The following is a 17,609-nucleotide window of genomic DNA, read 5'->3' on the forward strand; positions in this document are numbered from 1 at the left end:
GGCCGCCTAAGCGGTGGCCTCGGCGGGCTGCTCAACCGGAATCATGTCGTGTGTGAGACGCTTCCGGAAGACCCAGTACGTCCACGCCTGGTAGGCGAGCACGAGCGGCAGCGTGAAGACTGCAACCCAGGTCATGAGCTCGAGCGTCTTCGGGGAGCTCGCGGCTCCCACAACGCTCATTGTGTGCTCGTCGCCGAGCGTGGAGATCATCAGGTTCGGGAAGAGCGCCGAGAAGATCGTGAGCAGCGCGAACGCGATTGTCACTGTGTTCCCGACGAACGCCCAACCCTCGCGACCGGCGAGGTTCGCGACCCAGCCGCCGATGAGCGCAACCGCAGCGATCGCTGCACAGGCGATGATGAGTCCAATGTTCGGGTTCGACAGGTTCATCACGATTGTCCAGACGAGGAAAGCCGCGGCGAGCACGATAGTCACGACTCCGACGTTCTTCGCGAGCTTCCGCGCGTTGTCGCGCATCTCGCCGACCGTCTTCAGCGCCACGAACACGAGGCCGTGGGTGAAGCACAGCAGCATGACGACGATGCCGCCCAGGAGGCCGTACGGGTTCAGCAGCGTGAGCAGCGTCCCCTCGTAGAGCCAGCCGCCGGTCTCGACAGAGCGGATCGGGACTCCCTGCACGAGGTTGGCGAACGCGACGCCCCAGAGCAGCGGCGGGAGAACTGAGCCCCAGAAGATGAACTGGTCAAACCAGCGTGTCCACTTCTGGCCCTTGCGCTGATGCCTGAACTCGAACGACACACCGCGAAGGATGAGTGCGATAAGGATGAGCAAGAGGGCGAGGTAGAACCCTGAGAACATCGTCGCATACCACTCGGGGAATGCAGCGAAGAGCGATGCGCCTGCCACGATGAGCCAGGTCTCGTTCAGATCCCAGACCGGACCGATCGTGTTAATGAGCACACGGCGGTCAGTGTTTGTCTTGCCCAGGAAAGGCAACGACATGCCTACACCGAAGTCGAAGCCGTCGAGCACGAAGTACCCGATCAGCATGACGCCGACGATGAGGAACCATACGGTAGTCAATTCCATGATTCGTCTCCTTTCCTAGTACACGGTCGCGAGTTGGTTCTGGTCGACAGAGCCGGAACCATCGGTTCCATCGCCGTCGTCAGTCCGAGCAATCTCGGGCGGCCCAGCCTTCACTGCCTTCACGATGAGTCCGAACTCGACAACCGCGAGCGCGCCATACACAACAGTGAATGCCGCGAGCGAGACAAGCACTGCCCAGCCGGGTACGCCCGGCGAGATGCCTTGTTCTGTGGTCATCACCCCGAACACAATCCAGGGCTGGCGGCCCATCTCGGTGAAGACCCAGCCAACGAGCGATGCGAGCATCGGAAGCGGCGCTGTCCAGATTGCGACAGTCCACGCCCACTTAGGAAGGTTGATATTGCCCTTTCGGGTAAGCCAGAGGCCGACAACGGAAACGAGCGCGGCAAGGGCGCCGAGGCCGATCATCCAGCGGAATGCCCAATACGTCACCCATACGATCGGCACGAAGGAGCCGTCAGTCGGGCAGGTCAGGAGCGAGTCTGCGCCGCCGCAGTACATCTGGGTGTACTCAGCCTGCAGGTCGTTAATGCCTTCGACGGTGCCGTCGAGCGAGTTTGTCGCGAGGAAGGATGCCAGGTACGGAATACGAACAGAGAAGATCTCGTGAGCTCCATCAGGGGTGCCCAAGCTGAAGAGCGAAAACGAGGCGTCCCTACCCGTAGCGGTGTTGTACATCGCTTCTGCCGCAGCCATCTTCATCGGCTGCGTCTCGGTCATGACAAGGCCGAGGGAGTGACCGCTCAGGCCAACGCCAATGAACGAAATGATGTTTGTCCACGCGCCGAAACGAAGGGTTGTGCGCATCTCGTCAACGAACTGGCCACGCTTCAGGTGCCAGGCTGCAACAGAGACGAGCACGACACCAGCGAACATGAGCGAGGCGAAGATTGTGTGCGGGAACTGGGTCAGCGCGACTGGGTTCAGCAGCACCTCCCCGATGCTCGCAAGCTCGGCACGGCCCCGCTCTTCGTTCAGCACGAAGCCCTCAGGGTTCTGCATGAACGCGTTCGCAGCAAGGATGAAGTACGCCGAGAGCACGGTGCCGATCCAGGTGAACCAGATCGTCATCAGGTGGATCTTCTTGGGAAGCTTGTCCCAGCCGAAGATCCAGAGGCCGATGAACGTCGCCTCGAAGAAGAAGGCGATGAGGCCCTCCATCGCAAGCGGGGCACCAAAGATGTCGCCAACAAACCGGGAGTAGTTCGACCAGTTCATGCCGAACTGGAACTCCTGCACGATGCCGGTAACGACGCCCATGGCGAAGTTGATCAGAAAGACCTTGCCGAACAGCTTGGTGAGGCGAAGGTACTTGTCCTTGCCAGTCCGCACCCATGCCGTCTGCAGGATGGCGACGAGAAGCGCCATCCCGATCGTCAGCGGTACGAAAATGAAGTGATACAGGGTGGTCAACCCGAATTGCCAGCGCGCGAGCACTACCGGGTCAAGAAACTCATTCATTTGTTCTCCTATAACCAGGAGATGAGCGCTTGCCACGCGGGGGCGCATTACTCCCGTAGGAATTCCCTACGGGCGGGGGTACCCGCGGGGGGCTGGCTAAACTGCCAACTGTAGCCAGTATATTCAAGCTGGGAGTTACCTGCGAATCAATTTTGACGTCAAGATTCTTTGGTTCCGGGCGGCGTACGAAGCCTCAGGTGATTCGTCATACACTGGCTGAGTGACTTCGCCTGACGACATGCCTGACAGCCGCCCACGGTTCGCGGCGCGGTTTGAGGATCGCATGCATCGCCGGCGGGCGAAGCAGGCGATCAAACGAGGCAAGACCCCGTCTGTTATCCCCTACATCGGGTACGGGACAACAGAGTGGGTGCGTGTGCTCGGTCGAGTGTTGTACCTCCGGCCAGACACGAGCGAACACTCACGCTTCAGGCCCGACGTGCAAGAGGTCTCGCGCGTGCGCGGCTGGCGCACGTTCACGAGCGTGTACGTTCCGTACCAGCGAATCACTGTGCTCGTGGACGGGGTACCTACAGCCGAGGTCGTCGCAGATCGTGGAGGCGTGATCGACTCAATCGTGCGCGTCGCGCTCGCCCCCGGCTGGCACACGGTCACGCTGCAGGTCAGCGAAGATGAGGCCGCCCATGCCCCGGTGAAGGTGATGGACACAGCCTCGCAACTTGGTGTGCTGTCTGACGTCGACGACACAGTGCTCATCACGGCGCTGCCGAAGCCGTTCGTAGCCGCATGGAACAGCTTCGTGCTCGACGAGACAGCGAGGCGGGCTACGCCAGGCATGCCTGTGCTGTACGACAGGCTTGCGAAGCGCCATAAGGGCTCTCCGTTCGTGTACCTGTCGACCGGAGCGTGGAACGCGGCTCCCGCCCTCAGCAGGTTTCTCGCCCGCAACCTCTATCCGATGGGCCCGCTCCTTCTCACGGATTGGGGCCCAACGCACGATCGCTGGTTCCGTTCTGGCCGCGAGCACAAGCAGCGCGAACTCAAACGTCTTGCGCGCGAGTTTCCAGGCGTGAAGTGGATCATGTTCGGCGACGATGGCCAGCACGACGAGGCGCTCTACGCGGAGTTTGCAAGGGACCATCCCGAGAACGTTGCGGCTGTCGCGATCAGGCAGCTCTCGGTTGGGCAGGCTGTGCTCGCCGGCGGTAGATCAAAGGCGAAACAGCAGAAGGATGCGAGCGGTGTGCCCTGGGTGTACGGCCCGGATGGCGCGACCCTCAGCGAGGAACTCACAAAGCTCGGTCTCCTATGACTGACATTCCCGTGCCCTGGTGGCGGCGCGCTGAACAGCGCGTCACCGGCAGGTTCACAGTCGCGGCCAGGCCCTCAGCGCTCCAGCTCGCAAAGGCAGGCGGCGCTGCGATCCTGAGTTGGTTCGCGTGCCTGATCTTCTTCCCCGACTCGCTTCCGATGTTTGGCGCCATCGCAGCGCTGATCGTTGTGCAGGAGAGCGTTGATCAGTCGCTCACCAAAGGCGTTGAGCGTGTCGTCGGCGTACTCTTCGGGGTCTCCGTCGCACTCGGCGCAGGGGCCCTCTTCGGCACCAACTCGTGGTTGTTCATTGCTGCGATCATCGTGTCGATGGGCGTGGGCTGGCTGTTTCGGATGAGCGCAACATCGACGAACCAGATCGCGATCTCTGCGATGCTCATGATCGCGCTCGGCGGGTCTGAGATCGGTTACGGCGTCGAACGTCTCGTCGAGACCGCGATCGGCGCAGCAATTGGCGTCGCGGTCAACGCGGTCATCGCGGCCCCAGTGCGAACCGGGCTCATGCATGATGAGATCACGTCGCTGACAGGGAATGCCGCCGCGGCACTCGATCGGCTCGCCGACGCTCTTGAGACCCCGCGCGACGAGGCCTGGCTTGAGAGCATGCTCGAGTCTGCGCGGGAGCTTCACGAGGAGCGCGCACGGGTCCACGCCGAGCTCAGGCGTGCACGCGAGAGCCTGCGGCTCAACCCGAGGAGCAGGCGTCACATGCGCCAGCTCTTGGAGGACGACGCGCTGTTCCAGCGGGTGCAGCCCATCGTGACGCAGGTGATCGGGATGTCGCGGGCGCTCTACGATCTCTACGACGCGGAGCTCGTCGAGGATCCATCAGTGATCGGGATGCGGCAGGAGATTCGTCGGGCTGCCCACGATCTCGCGCTGCTCGGCACGACTCCGCCGGAAACAGGAACGGCCCCGGAACCGCCGGCGCTGACTGCGCCGTACACGATTCCGAGGCCGCCTCCGAGGCACTGGGTGCTCATCGGTTCACTCATGGAGGATCTGCGCCGCGTCCGCGGCAGGATCACTGGTGAGCTCGATTAGTTCACGAGCGCGGCTTGCACATCGATGATGATGGTGACGTCGTCGCCGAGCAGGAAGCCGCCCTTCTCGAGGGGAGCGTTCCAGCTCAGGCCGAAGTCCTGGCGCTTCACGACCGACTTCGCCGTGAAGCCCGCCTTGTAGTTGCCGTAGGGATCCTCGCCGAATCCGCCAAACTCGAAGTCGAACGTGACTGGCTTCGTGACGCCGCGCATGGTGAGGTCGCCGTCGACCTTGAAGTCGCCGTCAACAACGCGAACTCCAGTCGACGCGAAAGTCAGCTGCGGGAACTCCTCGGCCTCAAAGAAGTCGCCGGTGCGGAGGTGACCATCGCGGTTCTTCTCGTTCGTGTTCACCGAGGCGACCTCAGCGGTGGCCGTCACGCTCGAATCGAGCGGGTTCTCCCCCGTAACGAATGTCGCGTCGAAGTCCTCGAACTTGCCCTTGACCTTGCTGATTGCGAGGTGGCGGATCGAGAAGCCGACCTCGGAGTGCGTGGCGTCGATCTTCCAGGTGCCTGCGCGGTAGCCGGGGATCTGATCTGCGGTGAGGGTCATTGGAAAATACCTTTCAAAACTTGTCCAGCGCCAAATGCCTGTCACTGAATTGGCTGTCCGGGATCTTGCGGACATAGAGAACAACTTACATGCACATGCATCTATTCCCGCATTCTTGAAAATCTTTTCTCGACACGCAATTCGGCGACGAACCGCCCTCAATCCGCTTCACCCTGTACTGATGAGAAAGCGGTCTGGCTAGGCTGCCCGTATGAGCTCTTCTCCCGCACTTCCAACGTTCAACGAGGCCATCGCCAGAGCCCGCACAAGTGGCAAGCCCGTCTCAGTGCTGCTCGGCAACGGCGCCAGCATCGACTACGATCACGATAGCTTCAGCTACAACTCACTCTGGGAGGAGGCACGGTTCAGGGGCCTCACGATCTCGAAGAGTGAACTCGCCGATGCTGTCGGATCGACCGATTTTGAGACCGTACTTCGGCGTCTCAAACGGTCTGCGCGGCTCAATGAGCTCTATGGCGCCGACCCGGGTCTATGCGTACAGTTCACGGCAGACGCGCGCTGCGTGCAGGACGCGCTTGCCGAGGCCGTCGCCAAGCTCCACCCGGACACGGCGCTTGAGCTGGGAGACTCAGAGGTGCAGGCTAGTACCGCATTCCTTGGCAACTTTGACGAGGTCTTTACGACAAACTACGACCTACTTCTGTACTGGGCGACAGTGCAGGGCTATCGCGAACGCGATCTCAACACGACGGACGGCTTCTTCAGACTCTCTGATGGAACTATCGGGTGGAGCACAGAGCACCAACAGAGCGTGCACTACCTGCACGGGGCGCTGCATTTGTTCGTAGACAGCGATGAACTCGAGAAGGTCGTCAGCTCTCGGGCTGGCAACATCATTTCACAAGTGCGGAGGCGGCTGCGCAATGGACAACGCCCCCTCATAGTCACGGAGGGCAGCTCATCCGACAAATTGGAGCGCATCGCAGAGAACGAGTACCTCTCGCATTCCTTCGCAAAGTTCGGGGCTCTCAACGGCACACTCTTCATTCACGGCTCATCTATCGACAAGAACGATGACCATCTCTTCGGTCTGCTGACGAGCAAGTCCAACTGTGTTGAGACGCTGTGCGTGTCAATGCGGCCAGGATCGGCAAACGCACAACGCCTTCGCGAGCGCACATTTGACCTCGCACAGCGACGGAAGAACGCTGGGGGAAGCCAGCTGAACATCGAGTTCTACGACGCAGCCTCAGCGCACCTGTGGCGGTAGTACGCCTTAGCGCGGCCGGCGCTTAGCGCTTGCGCGCGCCCGCTCGGCGGTCTCATCGACACCAGCACGCGGCTCGAACGAGCCATAACGGCGTTCAGCAGCGACACGAATGAGAAAGTCGCTGATTGCAGGATTCTTCGGCAGCAGCGAGCCGTGCAGGTAGCTCCCGAGCACGTTGTTCGTCCGAGCACCCTCAGTGCCGTCAGTCGGGTTGTTCCCAGCCCCCTGGGTGACACGGCCGAGTGGCGCGGAGCCGTCGCCAAGCACGGTAAAACCGCTGTGGTTCTCGTAGCCAATAATCTCGCCAAACTCCTCGGAGTCGACGACAACATTTCCAATCATCCGCTCGGCACCCCCTGTCGTCTCGACGTCGAGCACTCCGATGCCCGAGAGCGTCTGACCCGAGTGCGTGAGGAAGTGGTGCCCGAACAGCTGGTAGAGACCGCAGATCACGAGCATGGGCGTCCCGTCGGACGCGAGCGCACGGAACTCTTCTGCTCGTCCCGCCAGGTCGACCGCGACCCTCCCCTGGCCTGAGTCTTGACCACCCCCGCCGATGACGATGTCGACGTGTTCGGGAAGCGGATCGCCGACGTTCACATCGACGACACGGGGCTCGTAGCCGTGAGCTCGTGCCCGGCGACTCAGTGACAGCAGGTTACCCCTGTCTCCGTAGATGTTCATGTCGCGGGGGTACAGCGACACAATGACGAGTTCACGCTTGTCAGCCATTAGATTTCCTCAACATCGGTGAGCTCGGCAAGGCGCTTTCGCAGCCCGAGCATCGCTGTGTACGTGCAGTAGATCCGGCGGGGCTGCCCCATGGTGCGCGACCTGAATGCGGTGAGCGCAGTTCCCAGATCCTCCTCGACTGCCCCGACGGGCACGTCGTCGTGCTCAAGCCGCAGCGCCATGTCCCAGGCGCGCGTGCCGGTAACCGCAGTGACGCCCCCATCGCGGAGCGTTTCGAAGTCGACGTCCCACAGCCACGACATGTCGCGGCCATCCGCGTACTGGTCGTTCACCGCGATCATCACCGCGACGCCCGTTGCATCAAACGAGGCAAGTCCGAGGCGGAACCCCGCTGGGTTCTTCACTAGGACAAGCTCGAGGGGCTGGCCATCGAGCTCGAGCTTCTCACCTCGGCCAAACGCGGGGCGCACAGTTGAGAGCGCCTCGAGCACCTCGGTCGTCCGGGCACTCGTATTTGCCCCCTCGGCAACTGCACGCGCAAGCACGGCGCGGACTGTGACAAGAGCGGCGGCAGCGTTGTAAGTGTTGTAGAGCCCTTCGAGCTGCAACGGTGTCGAGTGCTGCTCTCCGTCGATCAAGAACGTCGCCTCGTTCTTACCGAGTTCTAGCAGTGTGACATCTGCTGCTTCGCGGGCATCAGCACCCCGATCGTCGACCCCCACGGCGGCAACGGCTGCCGCCTGGCTGGTCGGGGCGTGGAAGTCGTCGTCGCCGGGGAACGTGCTCAGCAGTGCTGGCGCAAGTCCAAACTCGCGGACCTCGGGGCCACCTGCCGCGCTGCGTTCCCGTGTCCGTTCGCCTATCTCAGCGATGAGCCTATCTTCACGGTTCACGACAAGCACGTCGGTCGTCGCGTCAGCGATACGCTGCAGGTACCGGGCGGTCGTATCTATCTCTCCGAACCTGTCGAGCTGATCGCGTAGCACGTTGAGCAGCAGGGTGAAACGCGGCTTGACTCGCTCGATGAAAAACATTGCATGAGCCTCGTCGAGTTCGAGCACCGCAACGTCGGCGTCGAGTGTGCCACTCGGGCCGCTCTCCTGCACCATTGCAGCCACGACGCCGCGAGAAAAGTTTGATCCAGTCTTGTTTGTGAAGACTTTCAGCCCCTGCGCCTCCAGCATCTCGACGATCATCTTCGTCGTCGTCGTCTTGCCGTTGGTGCCGCTTACCGCAATCACCCCAAGCGGCAGCTTGGCGAGACCCCGGGCCATGAACCCGGGGTCAAGCCGCTCGACAACGAGGCCAGGCAGCGCCGATCCCCCTCCGCGAAGACGGGCCCCCGCCCGTACCGCTTTACCGACGCCAGCCGAGAAAAAATCACGCATGCATCAAGATTAGTCGCCAAGCAGGTCGGGCCGTACACGCCGTGTACGTTCGACGCTCTGTTCGTGGCGCCAAGCATCGATCGCGGCGTGATTTCCAGACAGCAACACGTCGGGCACGCGGCGTCCGCGCCACTCAGCGGGCTTGGTGTAACTCGGGTACTCGAGCAGCCCAGCCTCGTGCGACTCCTCCACGAGGCTGTCAGGGTTGCCAACGACGCCGGGAAGGAGCCTACCAATCGCCTCGATCATCGCAATCGAGGCGACCTCTCCCCCGTTCAGCACGTAGTCGCCGATGCTGACGAGCCGCACTCGTCCGCGATCACCGTACTCGTCGAACACGCGCTGGTCGATCCCCTCGTAGCGGCCGCAGCCGAACACGAGGTGCTCCTCGGTTGCGAGCTCGCGCGCCATCGCCTGAGTAAAAACGTCTCCTGCAGGCGAGGGGAAGATGATGAGTGGCTCCGCGGTCGGTGCCGGTGCCGACCGCGCATCCGCCAGGATCCCGTCGATCGCGTGCCCCCAGGGCTCGGGTTTCATCACCATTCCGGCACCGCCGCCCGTCGGCGTGTCATCGACAGTGCGATGCTTGTCGTGCGCTGAATCGCGAAGATCGTGCACGTGCATGTCGATGAGGCCGCGGTCTCGGGCTTTCCCCATGAGCGAGAGCTCGAGCGCGTCGAAGTAGCCGGGGAAGATCGTGACGACGTCGATCCTCACGCGTCCCCCTGTGGATTCTGGGTACCGTCCTCGATCGCGCCGTCTCCGAACAGGCCCGCGGGCGGAGTCATCGTGACAATGCCTGCCTCGAGGTCAACCGACGGGACGATCGCCTCGACGAAGGGCACAAGCACGACGCCAGTCTGGGTCTTCACTGAGAGCAGATCCTGTGCCGGGAAGTGCTGCACCTCGGCTACTGTTCCCAGCTTCTCGGTGCCACCGCCCTCGATGGGCTGTACGACGTCGAGGCCGACGAGCTCGTGGGCATACCACGCGTTCTCTTCGGACCCCGCCGCGACTGCCTCTTCATCGATCCAGAGGATCGCACGGACGATGCTCTCGACCGCGGTGCGATCGGGCAGCTCGACGAAGAACCCGACGGGCATGCTGTTGAACCAGCGAAGCTCGCGAAGCTCAATCGTCTGCCCAAACCAGGGGGAATCCTCGGGGACCTGCAGGTGAAACTTCGATCCTGGAACGAACCTCAGATCCGGGTTGTCCGTGAACATCTCAAGCTTCACACCGCCCTTGAGCCCGTGGGGCTTCGTCAGGCGTCCGACACGCAAACTCCCCGCCCCGCTAGCGGGACGGGGAGCTTGCGCACGCTTTGGAGCGTCTGCCATATCAGCCGGCCTCAGGTGCGTCGGTATCGACGATATCTACCCTGACGCGCTCACCAGAGGCGAGTGCGGAGATTACGGTGCGAAGCGCCTGAGCGGTGCGGCCACTGCGACCAATCACGCGTCCAAGGTCTTCGGGGTGCACACGAATCTCAAGGGTCTCGCCGCGGTTTCCCGCGCGCTGCGAGATGCGCACCTCGTCTGGGTGATCTACCACCCCACGAACGAGATGCTCAAGCGCATCAGCGAGCACCATCTCAGCCAAGAGCCTTAGGCCTCGGTCGACTCGGCAGCGGCCTCTTCAGCCGGCGCCTCGGTCTCTGCGGGAGCCTCAGCTGCCTCCTCGGCGGGAGCCTCAGCAGGCTTCTCAGCCTTCGGGCGAATCACTGACTTCTTCTTGGCGTCAGCCTCGAATACTTCCTTCGACTCAGGTGCGAGCACCTTCGACTCGGTCGAGCCCTCGCCGGTGAACTTACCCCAGTCGCCAGTGAGCTTCAGGAGCGCGGTGACCTGCTCGGTCGGCTGCGCGCCAACGCTGAGCCAGTACTGTGCACGGTCTGAATCGACCTCGATGAACGAGGGGTTCTCGGTCGGGTGGTACTTGCCAATCTCCTCGATGACGCGGCCGTCACGCTTGGTGCGCGAGTCTGCAACGACGATGCGGTAAAACGGTGCGCGGATCTTGCCGAGGCGCTTGAGGCGAATCTTGACTGCCATGTGCTGGTTCCTTCAGGTTGGGTTAGATGTGACGCCGCGCGGAAGCTCGGACCGAATCGGTCTCTGGCGCGGAAGCCTGGCACGCATTACGCGAACTAGGCAAGTTTGCCACACTAGGGGCCAAATTGCAATTTTTGATGGGATCAGGGGTTTTGCTGGGCCGCCTGCGGTGCGGCGGCCCAGCAGAGGCTAGTTGCCCGTGACTTTTCGCATCCAAGCCTCGACACCGGCGGCGTCGATTGGCAGGGCATCCGAGATCACTTCGTTGCCAGTCTCGGTCACGACGAGGTCGTCCTCCAGCCGCACGCCGATGCCGCGCAGCTCGGGCGGCACGGTCTCGTCCCAGGCGTGGAAATAGAGCCCTGGCTCGACGGTGAGCGCCATTCCTGTCTGCACAGTGCCGCCAAGATAGGTCTCGTACCGCGAGGAGTCGCAGTCGTGCACGTCGAGGCCCAGGTGGTGCCCAACACCGCACACAATGTAACGGCGATGATGCTGACCATCGGCTGAGAGGGCCTCGTCCACCGATACTGGCAGCATGCCCCAGTCGGCGAGCCCCTCGGCCAACACTTCCATGCACGCTGCGTGGAAGTCGGCCCAAAGCCTGCCTGGCTGTACCGCTGCGAGACCTGCCCTGTGCGAGCGCTCGACGAGATCGTGAACCTGGCGCTGTGCGTCCGAGAACGTGCCGCTCGCTGGCAGCGTCCGCGTGACATCTGCGGTGTAGCCCGAACGCATCTCGACACCCATATCGAGCAGCAGCAGTTCGGCTGGGTCGACCTCGCCGTCGGCGCGAACCCAGTGCAGGATCGGCGCGTGTGCACCCGAGCCGACGATCGTCGCATAACCGGGGGCCTGACCGACAGTGCGGGCGTGACGGTCGAACGTTCCCTGCAGCCAGCGCTCACCCCCGGCCGCGATCGCGTTCGGGATTTCGCGTGTGACAGCCGCGAAGCCGTCGACAGTCGCGAGGTTCGCCGCGCGAAGCTGGCCAATCTCCCAGGCGTCCTTGATCTGGCGCAGCTCGGAGAGCACCGTGGCGAGCCGTGCGGAGCGCGTCCTGCCCGCGAGCGCGGCGCCGGCGCCGCGCGCGACGACAGCCGCACCAGCGATGAGCGCGTCGTCAGGCACACCGGCCTCGGCGAGCTCCCCAATCGGGCGGACCGCTAGATCGAGCGCAGCCGAGACCTCGGCGACTCCCGCGAGCGGCCCAACCCAGAGCTCTCCGTGGTTCGCGTCTGCGTGAAACGCCTTACTTCCGGGACGCGCTGGCGGTGTGATGTACAGCGTCGCGTCGTGCCCGCCAGCTATCGGACGCATGACGAGCACTGCGTCTTCGATGCCGTACCCCACGGCCCACAGGAAGTCGCTGTCGGCGCGGAACTCGAAGTAGGTATCGTTTGCGCGCAGCTGCGAGCGCCCGGCGGCGACGACGAGGGTCTCCCCCGCGAGCTCTGCAGAGAGCCTGGCACGGTGGTCGGCGGCGGCGGAAGCGGCGCCAGGTTCGACTGCGAGTTCGCGCGCTGCGTCGCCCCAGCCCTCCGCCATCCAAGTCGTGAACCCGGTCGCCTCGCTGAGTAGTGGCATCCGCGGATCGCGGCGGGTCGCGCGGGAGTTCGGCATCCCCGACTCCCAGTCGACGACGTTGACAGTGAGTCCAAGTCCGCTCAGTGAGGGGCCGCCATGGTTGTGCGTCATGTGTGTTCCTTTCAGGAAAAGCGTGGGCGGGGCCGGCATGCCGCGACGCGACGTGCCGGCCCCGTTCGTGAAAATCAGTCGCGGCTGCGTGCAGCGCTACCGAGGCGCTCTTCGAGCGCGGTGAAGAGTCGCTCTGCGACGTTGCCGAGCCGAAGGCCGTCGTGCTCGAACTCGTTCGTCACCCATGCGTGCACCCCAGCGACGCGCGAGGCGGTGTCGAGCGAGAGCTGCGCGTCGACGTACATGTCGTCGTAGTACACAGCGGCCTCAACAGGCACCTCGTTGCGCGCGAGCCTGTCAGTGTCGTACATCTTGATCGGCTGCTCGTGGGCCGCGAGGTGTTCGACGGCCTCTTGGAAACCACGAAGCCCCGCGATCTCCTCGAACATCCAGGGGAACACAGTCTCGCCCGTGAAGTTCAAGGGCCGTGCCGACTCCGCGAACTCTGGCCGGGCGTCGCGTTCTCGCTGCGCCGCCCACGAGCTTGGGCCGGGCCCGTAGATCGCCTCTTGCAGGGCGATGAACAGCGGGTTCGTGAGAAACGCTGTCTCGGCCTCAACAGTCGCAAGGAACGTGTCTGACAGCCGGGTCTCGGCCTCGTCGGCGAACGCCTCGTCAAAGATCCAGTGCACCCGATCGAATCCTGGCTTCATTCCGAAGTCGAGGCCGAGGGTCTGCAGTCGCCGAACGGTGAGCCTGTCGCCACTCGGCAATCGCACATCTTCCCGCTCGAGCAAGTCTGCGACGCGCGCGATCCTGTCAACGAGGTGCGGATGGCGCTCGCGGAAGAGACGATTCTTCTCCGCGATGCGCGGGAACGTGCGGGAGTAGACGACCGCCGGGTCAGGATCAATGCTTGGCAGCCCGCCGGTGATCGCCGACGCGACAACCGACTCGGGGAACTGCGAGAGGTACTGCAGCGTCAGGAACCCGCCGTAGCTTTGCCCGAGTGTCCACCATTGCCGGCCCGGGAAGTGTTCCTCTCGCAGCGCCTCGAAGTCGCGCACGATCGAGTCCTGGCGGTGCAGCGCGAGAAGGCGCGCACCAGCCGCAGCGTCGAGACCGTCGAAGTCGCGCGCGCTGAGCGGGGTCGACCTCCCAGTGCCGCGCTGATCGGGCAGGACGACTCGGAACCGCTTGACTGCGTCGCCAATCCAGCCATCTGCGTCGAGCGGCCGTGGCGACTTCCCGCCGGGCCCGCCCTGCAGGAAGACGAGCAGCGGCAAATCCGCATCGCGGTTCGAGGAGCTCACGACCTCGCGCGCGAACACACGGATCGTCTCGCCCCCGGGCTCGCTCCAGTCAAGCGGCACAGTGACCCACAGATCGCGGCCGCTGAGACCAGCTCCAATCGGGTACCAGTCTGTCATTTTCGGGCAGTCCTCACTCTCGAATCAAGTAGTGCGTACAGGGTGTCAACGATCAGGTTCGACAGCACGACGAAGAGCCCGCCGAGCAGGACGATCGCAATGACGACCGGGCGATCCTGCATCGCGACGCTCGTCACGGCGAGCGAGCCGACCCCGGGGAGTCCGAACACCTGCTCGATAACGATCACGCCTCCGAGGAGCATACCGATGTCGATTCCGAGCTGGGTGACAAGCGGTGGCATCGCCGAACGGAACGCGTGCACGTAGGTGACGCGGCGCTCCGTGAGGCCTTTGGCACGGGCTGTGCGAATGTAGTCCTGACCGAGCACGTCAAGCATCTGACCGCGCGTAAGCCTCGCGTACACTGCCGCGATGACGAGCGCGAGGGTGAGCCACGGGAGCGCGAGGTGCCACGCCCACTGGGCCGGGTTCTCGGTGAGCGGCGTGTACCCAGACGGCGGGAACAGCGTGACGCCCATCTTTGTCGGGATGAAGTACAGCGTGTACAACGCAATCATGCCGAGCACAAACGTTGGGAAGCTGATTCCGACGATTGCGAATGCCTGACCGAAGCGGTCACGCAGGCTCCCCGGGTGCTTGGCAGAGCCAATACCGATCGGGATGCCGATCGCAAGCCACACGATGACCGCACCAAACACGAGCGACATTGTCACTGGGATGCGCCGCACGAGCAGATCCCAGACAGGCAGGTTGGAGCGGTACGAGAAACCGAGGTCGCCCTGCAGGAGGTTACCGAGGAACATGAAGTACTGCTGAATCATCGGCTTATCGAGCCCAAGGTTCACACGAATCTGCTCCATGAGCGCCTCTGTCGCCTTGTCGCCAGCGATGATGCGGGCGGGGTCAGACGGCGACACGTAGAACAGCACGAACACGAAGACACTGAGCAGAAACAGCACGAGCGCGCCGAAGCCTACCCGTGAAAGGACATAGCGAATCATGCTTTCTTCCCCTTCGTTGAGGTCGGATCAAGAGCGTCACGCAGCCCGTCACCGAGCAGGTTAAACGCGAGGGTGAGGGCGAGGAGGGCGAGGCCCGGCACAAGCACCATCCAGGGAGCGACCATGTACATCGACCCGTTTGCAGCGTCGGCGAGCATGTTGCCCCAGCTCGGTGTCGGTGGCACGATGCCGAGGCCAAGGAACGAGAGCGTCGCCTCGAACACCACTGCGGCGGGAATGCCGAGCGTGGTGTAGACGATGATCGGCACGACGAGGTTCGGCAGGACATCGCGGAACATCATCGAGATACGCGACTCCCCGAGCGAGCGAGCAGCCTCGATGTACTCGCGCTCACGAATCGCGAGCACCTGGCCGCGGATCACGCGGGCAAGGCCCGCCCAGCTGAAGAACACGATCACCACGATCGACAGTCCGAGGCTCGGGCCGAGCACCGCGACGAGCGCGATCGCAACGAGCAGGAACGGGACGCTCATCACGAGGTCGATGATCCGGCTCAGGAGGGTGTCAACCCAGCCGCCGAAGAAGCCAGCGGTCGCGCCAATCACCACGCCAATTGCAGAGGCCACGAGCGAGGCGACAACACCGACGAGCAGCGACACTCGCGCGCCGTAGGCGAGTCGCACAAACAGATCGCGGCCGAGCTGATCAGTCCCGAGGAGAAACTCACCGGACGGCCCGACAGGGATGCCAGCAGCCGAAAGCCCTGTCTCTCGGAACTGCTCATTGGGGCCGTGTCCGGTCCACTGAGCGATGAGTGGCGCGCAGATGGCGAATGCAACGATACCGAGGATGACAAGCGCGGAGACGACGCTCGCCGGATCGCGCACCAGTCGCGCGATCGTGAGCTGAGCCGAGCTCTTCGCTTGGATGTCAGCAGCCTTCTGGGCCGCGTAGCCCGGCGTCGTGATGAGCTTCGTGTCTTTCGAGAATACGCCACTCACAGTGCGCCTCCTGCCGCTGAGATGAGCACTCGTTCGCGCTCGACACGCGGAATCTCAGGGGCCGCGGCCGACAACAGCTTCTTCGTGAAGGCCTGCTGCGGCTGCCCGTAGACGGTCTCCGCGGACCCGAGCTCGATGATTTTGCCACCGTCCATGACCGCGATCCGGTCGCAGACGTGGCGTACGACTGCGAGGTCGTGAGAAATGAACAGGTAGGTGAGTCCGAGCTCTCGCTGGAGCTCATCGAGCAGGTTCAGCACCTGAGCTTGGATCGACACGTCGAGCGCAGACACGGGCTCATCGAGGATCACGAGCTCAGGCTTCAGTGCGATCGCACGGGCGATGCCGATGCGCTGCCGCTGGCCACCGGAGAACTGCGAGGGGAAGCGGTTGTAGTGCTCGGGGTTCAGGCCGACGATCTCCATGAGTTCTTGAACGCGGCTGAGCCTGTCGGCGCCGCTTGCAACCTTATGGATTCGGAACGGGTCACCGATGATCGAGCCGACACGCCGTTTCGGGTTCAGCGAGCCAAACGGGTCTTGGAACACGACCTGCACCTTGCGGCGCATCTGACGCCACTCGGCGTCCGTGAGGTTCGCGGTGTCGGCGCCGTCGAAACGGATCGCGCCTGCAGTCGGGGTGTTCAGTCCCGCGATCGTGCGCGCAAGCGTTGTCTTTCCGCAGCCGGATTCTCCGACGAGACCAAGCGTCTCACCGCGGCGGACCTGCAGCGAAATGTCTTCAAGCACCGTACGCGGCTCGCCTCGGCGCTGTGGGAACGCGACAGAGAGATGCTCAACCTCGACGATCGCATCGTCGCTTGAGGCGATGATCTCCGCCGGCGGCATCTCAGGCGCGGGAGGCTCGACAGGTGGTGTCGTGAGCCAGCACAGTGACTCGGTGCCGTCGTCGTATTTCTGGAGCGGCGGGGCTTCACCGCAGATATCCATCGCGTTCGGGCACCTGTCACGAAACACGCACCCTGCGGGCGGACTCAAGAGGCTCGGTGGGCGGCCACCAATCGGGATGAGCGGGGTACCGGGGGCGCGATTGAAGGACGAGGATCGCAGCAGTCCGGCAGTGTACGGGTGTGCTGGGTTGCCGAGCACGTTGTCGCTCGTGCCAACCTCGAGCTTCCGTCCGCCGTACATGACCATGACCCTGTCTGCGACGCGGGACAGGATCCCCAGGTCGTGGGAAATCATCAGTACCGTTGCCCCGAAGTCCTGGCGCATCTCGCCGAGGAGGTCGAGGATCTGGGCCTGGACTGTCGAATCAAGTGCAGTCGTCGGCTCGTCAGCGATGATCAGGGCCGGGCCGAGCGAGAGGCTCATGGCGATCATGACGCGCTGGCGCATGCCGCCCGAGAATTGATGCGGATACGAATCGAACCTTGCCTGAGCGTCAGGGATCCTGACTTTCTCGAGAAGCTCGATCGCGCGCGCCTTCGCGGCCTGTTTCGACACGTTCTCGTGAGCGCGGATCTGCTCGACGATCTGCCAGCCGATCGTGTACTGCGGGTGCAGGCTCGATAGCGGGTCCTGGAAGATCATGCTGATCTCGGCACCGCGCTTCTTTCGGAGCCCCTCGGGCGTGAGCGTGAGGAGGTCTTCGCCTTGAAACAGGACCTCTCCCGAGCGTTTCGCCTGCGGGATGAGGCCCATGATTGACTGCACGAGCACTGACTTGCCCGAACCGGATTCGCCGACGATTCCGAAGAACTCGCCCTCGCCGACCGTAAATGAAACGTCCTGCACGGCATGCACCGCGCCGTCTTCTGTCGGAATGTCGATCACGAGATTCCGCACATCGAGTATTGCCACTCGTA

17 protein-coding genes are annotated in these 17,609 nt (G+C 63.3%); 3 read left to right on the forward strand and 14 right to left on the reverse strand.

Translation table 11 applies throughout. The features are described from left to right. Positions 1-6 precede the first annotated feature (6 nt). Both cydB and ACF07D_RS08380 read right to left on the reverse strand, forming a co-directional pair. Positions 7-1,050, reverse strand: a complete 1,044-nt coding sequence (gene cydB / locus ACF07D_RS08375; protein ID WP_255807800.1) for a cytochrome d ubiquinol oxidase subunit II — start codon at positions 1,048-1,050, stop codon at positions 7-9. A 15-nt stretch (positions 1,051-1,065) separates the two neighbouring features. Further along, positions 1,066-2,532, reverse strand: a complete 1,467-nt coding sequence (locus ACF07D_RS08380) for a cytochrome ubiquinol oxidase subunit I (RefSeq protein ID WP_255807801.1) — start codon at positions 2,530-2,532, stop codon at positions 1,066-1,068. A 220-nt stretch (positions 2,533-2,752) separates the two neighbouring features. On the opposite strand from ACF07D_RS08380, the gene ACF07D_RS08385 reads away from it, so the two are divergent. Further along, the gene (locus ACF07D_RS08385) at positions 2,753-3,805 is read left to right on the forward strand and encodes an App1 family protein (protein WP_391504580.1); all 1,053 of its coding nucleotides are present in this window, start codon (positions 2,753-2,755) and stop codon (positions 3,803-3,805) included. Then, complete coding sequence (locus ACF07D_RS08390) at positions 3,802-4,869, forward strand: aromatic acid exporter family protein (RefSeq protein WP_119283943.1); 1,068 nt, start codon at positions 3,802-3,804, stop codon at positions 4,867-4,869. Before ACF07D_RS08385 ends, ACF07D_RS08390 begins: the two co-directional genes overlap by 4 nt. Here the strand turns inward: ACF07D_RS08390 and ACF07D_RS08395 are convergent. Further along, positions 4,866-5,423 (reverse strand): YceI family protein, encoded by a 558-nt coding sequence (locus ACF07D_RS08395; RefSeq protein ID WP_255807803.1) that lies wholly within the window; start codon positions 5,421-5,423, stop codon positions 4,866-4,868. The two genes, ACF07D_RS08390 and ACF07D_RS08395, sit on opposite strands and share 4 nt — an antisense overlap. 211 nt (positions 5,424-5,634) lie before the next feature. Between ACF07D_RS08395 and ACF07D_RS08400 the strand changes: the two genes are divergently transcribed. Next, complete coding sequence (locus ACF07D_RS08400) at positions 5,635-6,654, forward strand: DUF4917 family protein (RefSeq protein WP_391504581.1); 1,020 nt, start codon at positions 5,635-5,637, stop codon at positions 6,652-6,654. A 6-nt stretch (positions 6,655-6,660) separates the two neighbouring features. On the opposite strand, the gene ACF07D_RS08405 is transcribed toward ACF07D_RS08400, so the two are convergent. The 11 genes from ACF07D_RS08405 to ACF07D_RS08455 all read right to left on the reverse strand — a co-directional run bounded on the left by ACF07D_RS08405 (position 6,661) and on the right by ACF07D_RS08455 (position 17,604). Next, complete coding sequence (locus ACF07D_RS08405; protein WP_119283945.1) at positions 6,661-7,386, reverse strand: type 1 glutamine amidotransferase; 726 nt, start codon at positions 7,384-7,386, stop codon at positions 6,661-6,663. Beyond that, positions 7,386-8,735, reverse strand: a complete 1,350-nt coding sequence (locus ACF07D_RS08410; protein ID WP_391504582.1) for a MurT ligase domain-containing protein — start codon at positions 8,733-8,735, stop codon at positions 7,386-7,388. Before ACF07D_RS08410 ends, ACF07D_RS08405 begins: the two co-directional genes overlap by 1 nt. Before the next feature lie 9 nt (positions 8,736-8,744). Beyond that, a complete protein-coding gene (gene trmD, locus ACF07D_RS08415) occupies positions 8,745-9,452 on the reverse strand; it encodes a tRNA (guanosine(37)-N1)-methyltransferase TrmD (RefSeq protein ID WP_119283947.1) in 708 nt (235 codons plus the stop codon). After that, a complete protein-coding gene (gene rimM, locus ACF07D_RS08420; RefSeq protein WP_370647799.1) occupies positions 9,449-10,075 on the reverse strand; it encodes a ribosome maturation factor RimM in 627 nt (208 codons plus the stop codon). Before rimM ends, trmD begins: the two co-directional genes overlap by 4 nt. 1 nt (position 10,076) lies before the next feature. After that, positions 10,077-10,325, reverse strand: coding sequence for an RNA-binding protein (locus ACF07D_RS08425; protein WP_119284302.1), 249 nt, complete (start codon positions 10,323-10,325; stop codon positions 10,077-10,079). Positions 10,326-10,342: 17 nt separating this feature from the next. Beyond that, positions 10,343-10,789 carry a 30S ribosomal protein S16 gene (rpsP, locus tag ACF07D_RS08430; RefSeq protein ID WP_391504583.1) on the reverse strand — a complete coding sequence of 149 codons (447 nt, stop codon included), beginning with the start codon at positions 10,787-10,789 and terminating at the stop codon, positions 10,343-10,345. Between the two features lie 189 nt (positions 10,790-10,978). Continuing rightward, the gene (locus tag ACF07D_RS08435; RefSeq protein WP_255807806.1) at positions 10,979-12,487 is read right to left on the reverse strand and encodes an aminopeptidase P family protein; all 1,509 of its coding nucleotides are present in this window, start codon (positions 12,485-12,487) and stop codon (positions 10,979-10,981) included. Between the two features lie 74 nt (positions 12,488-12,561). Then, entirely contained in the window at positions 12,562-13,857 is a 1,296-nt protein-coding gene (locus ACF07D_RS08440) for an alpha/beta fold hydrolase (protein WP_391504584.1), read from the reverse strand. After that, positions 13,854-14,819 carry an ABC transporter permease gene (locus ACF07D_RS08445; RefSeq protein WP_255807808.1) on the reverse strand — a complete coding sequence of 322 codons (966 nt, stop codon included), beginning with the start codon at positions 14,817-14,819 and terminating at the stop codon, positions 13,854-13,856. Before ACF07D_RS08445 ends, ACF07D_RS08440 begins: the two co-directional genes overlap by 4 nt. Next, on the reverse strand, positions 14,816-15,781 hold the full coding sequence (locus tag ACF07D_RS08450; protein WP_391504585.1) for an ABC transporter permease: 966 nt from the start codon (positions 15,779-15,781) through the stop codon (positions 14,816-14,818). The genes ACF07D_RS08445 and ACF07D_RS08450 overlap by 4 nt, the downstream gene beginning before the upstream one ends. Next, positions 15,778-17,604 carry an ABC transporter ATP-binding protein gene (locus ACF07D_RS08455; protein WP_391504586.1) on the reverse strand — a complete coding sequence of 609 codons (1,827 nt, stop codon included), beginning with the start codon at positions 17,602-17,604 and terminating at the stop codon, positions 15,778-15,780. The genes ACF07D_RS08450 and ACF07D_RS08455 overlap by 4 nt, the downstream gene beginning before the upstream one ends. Between the last annotated feature and the right edge of the window lie 5 nt (positions 17,605-17,609).

The organism is Leucobacter sp. NPDC015123 (assembly GCF_043080205.1).
Classification (GTDB): Bacteria; Actinomycetota; Actinomycetes; order Actinomycetales; family Microbacteriaceae; genus Leucobacter; species Leucobacter aridicollis_A.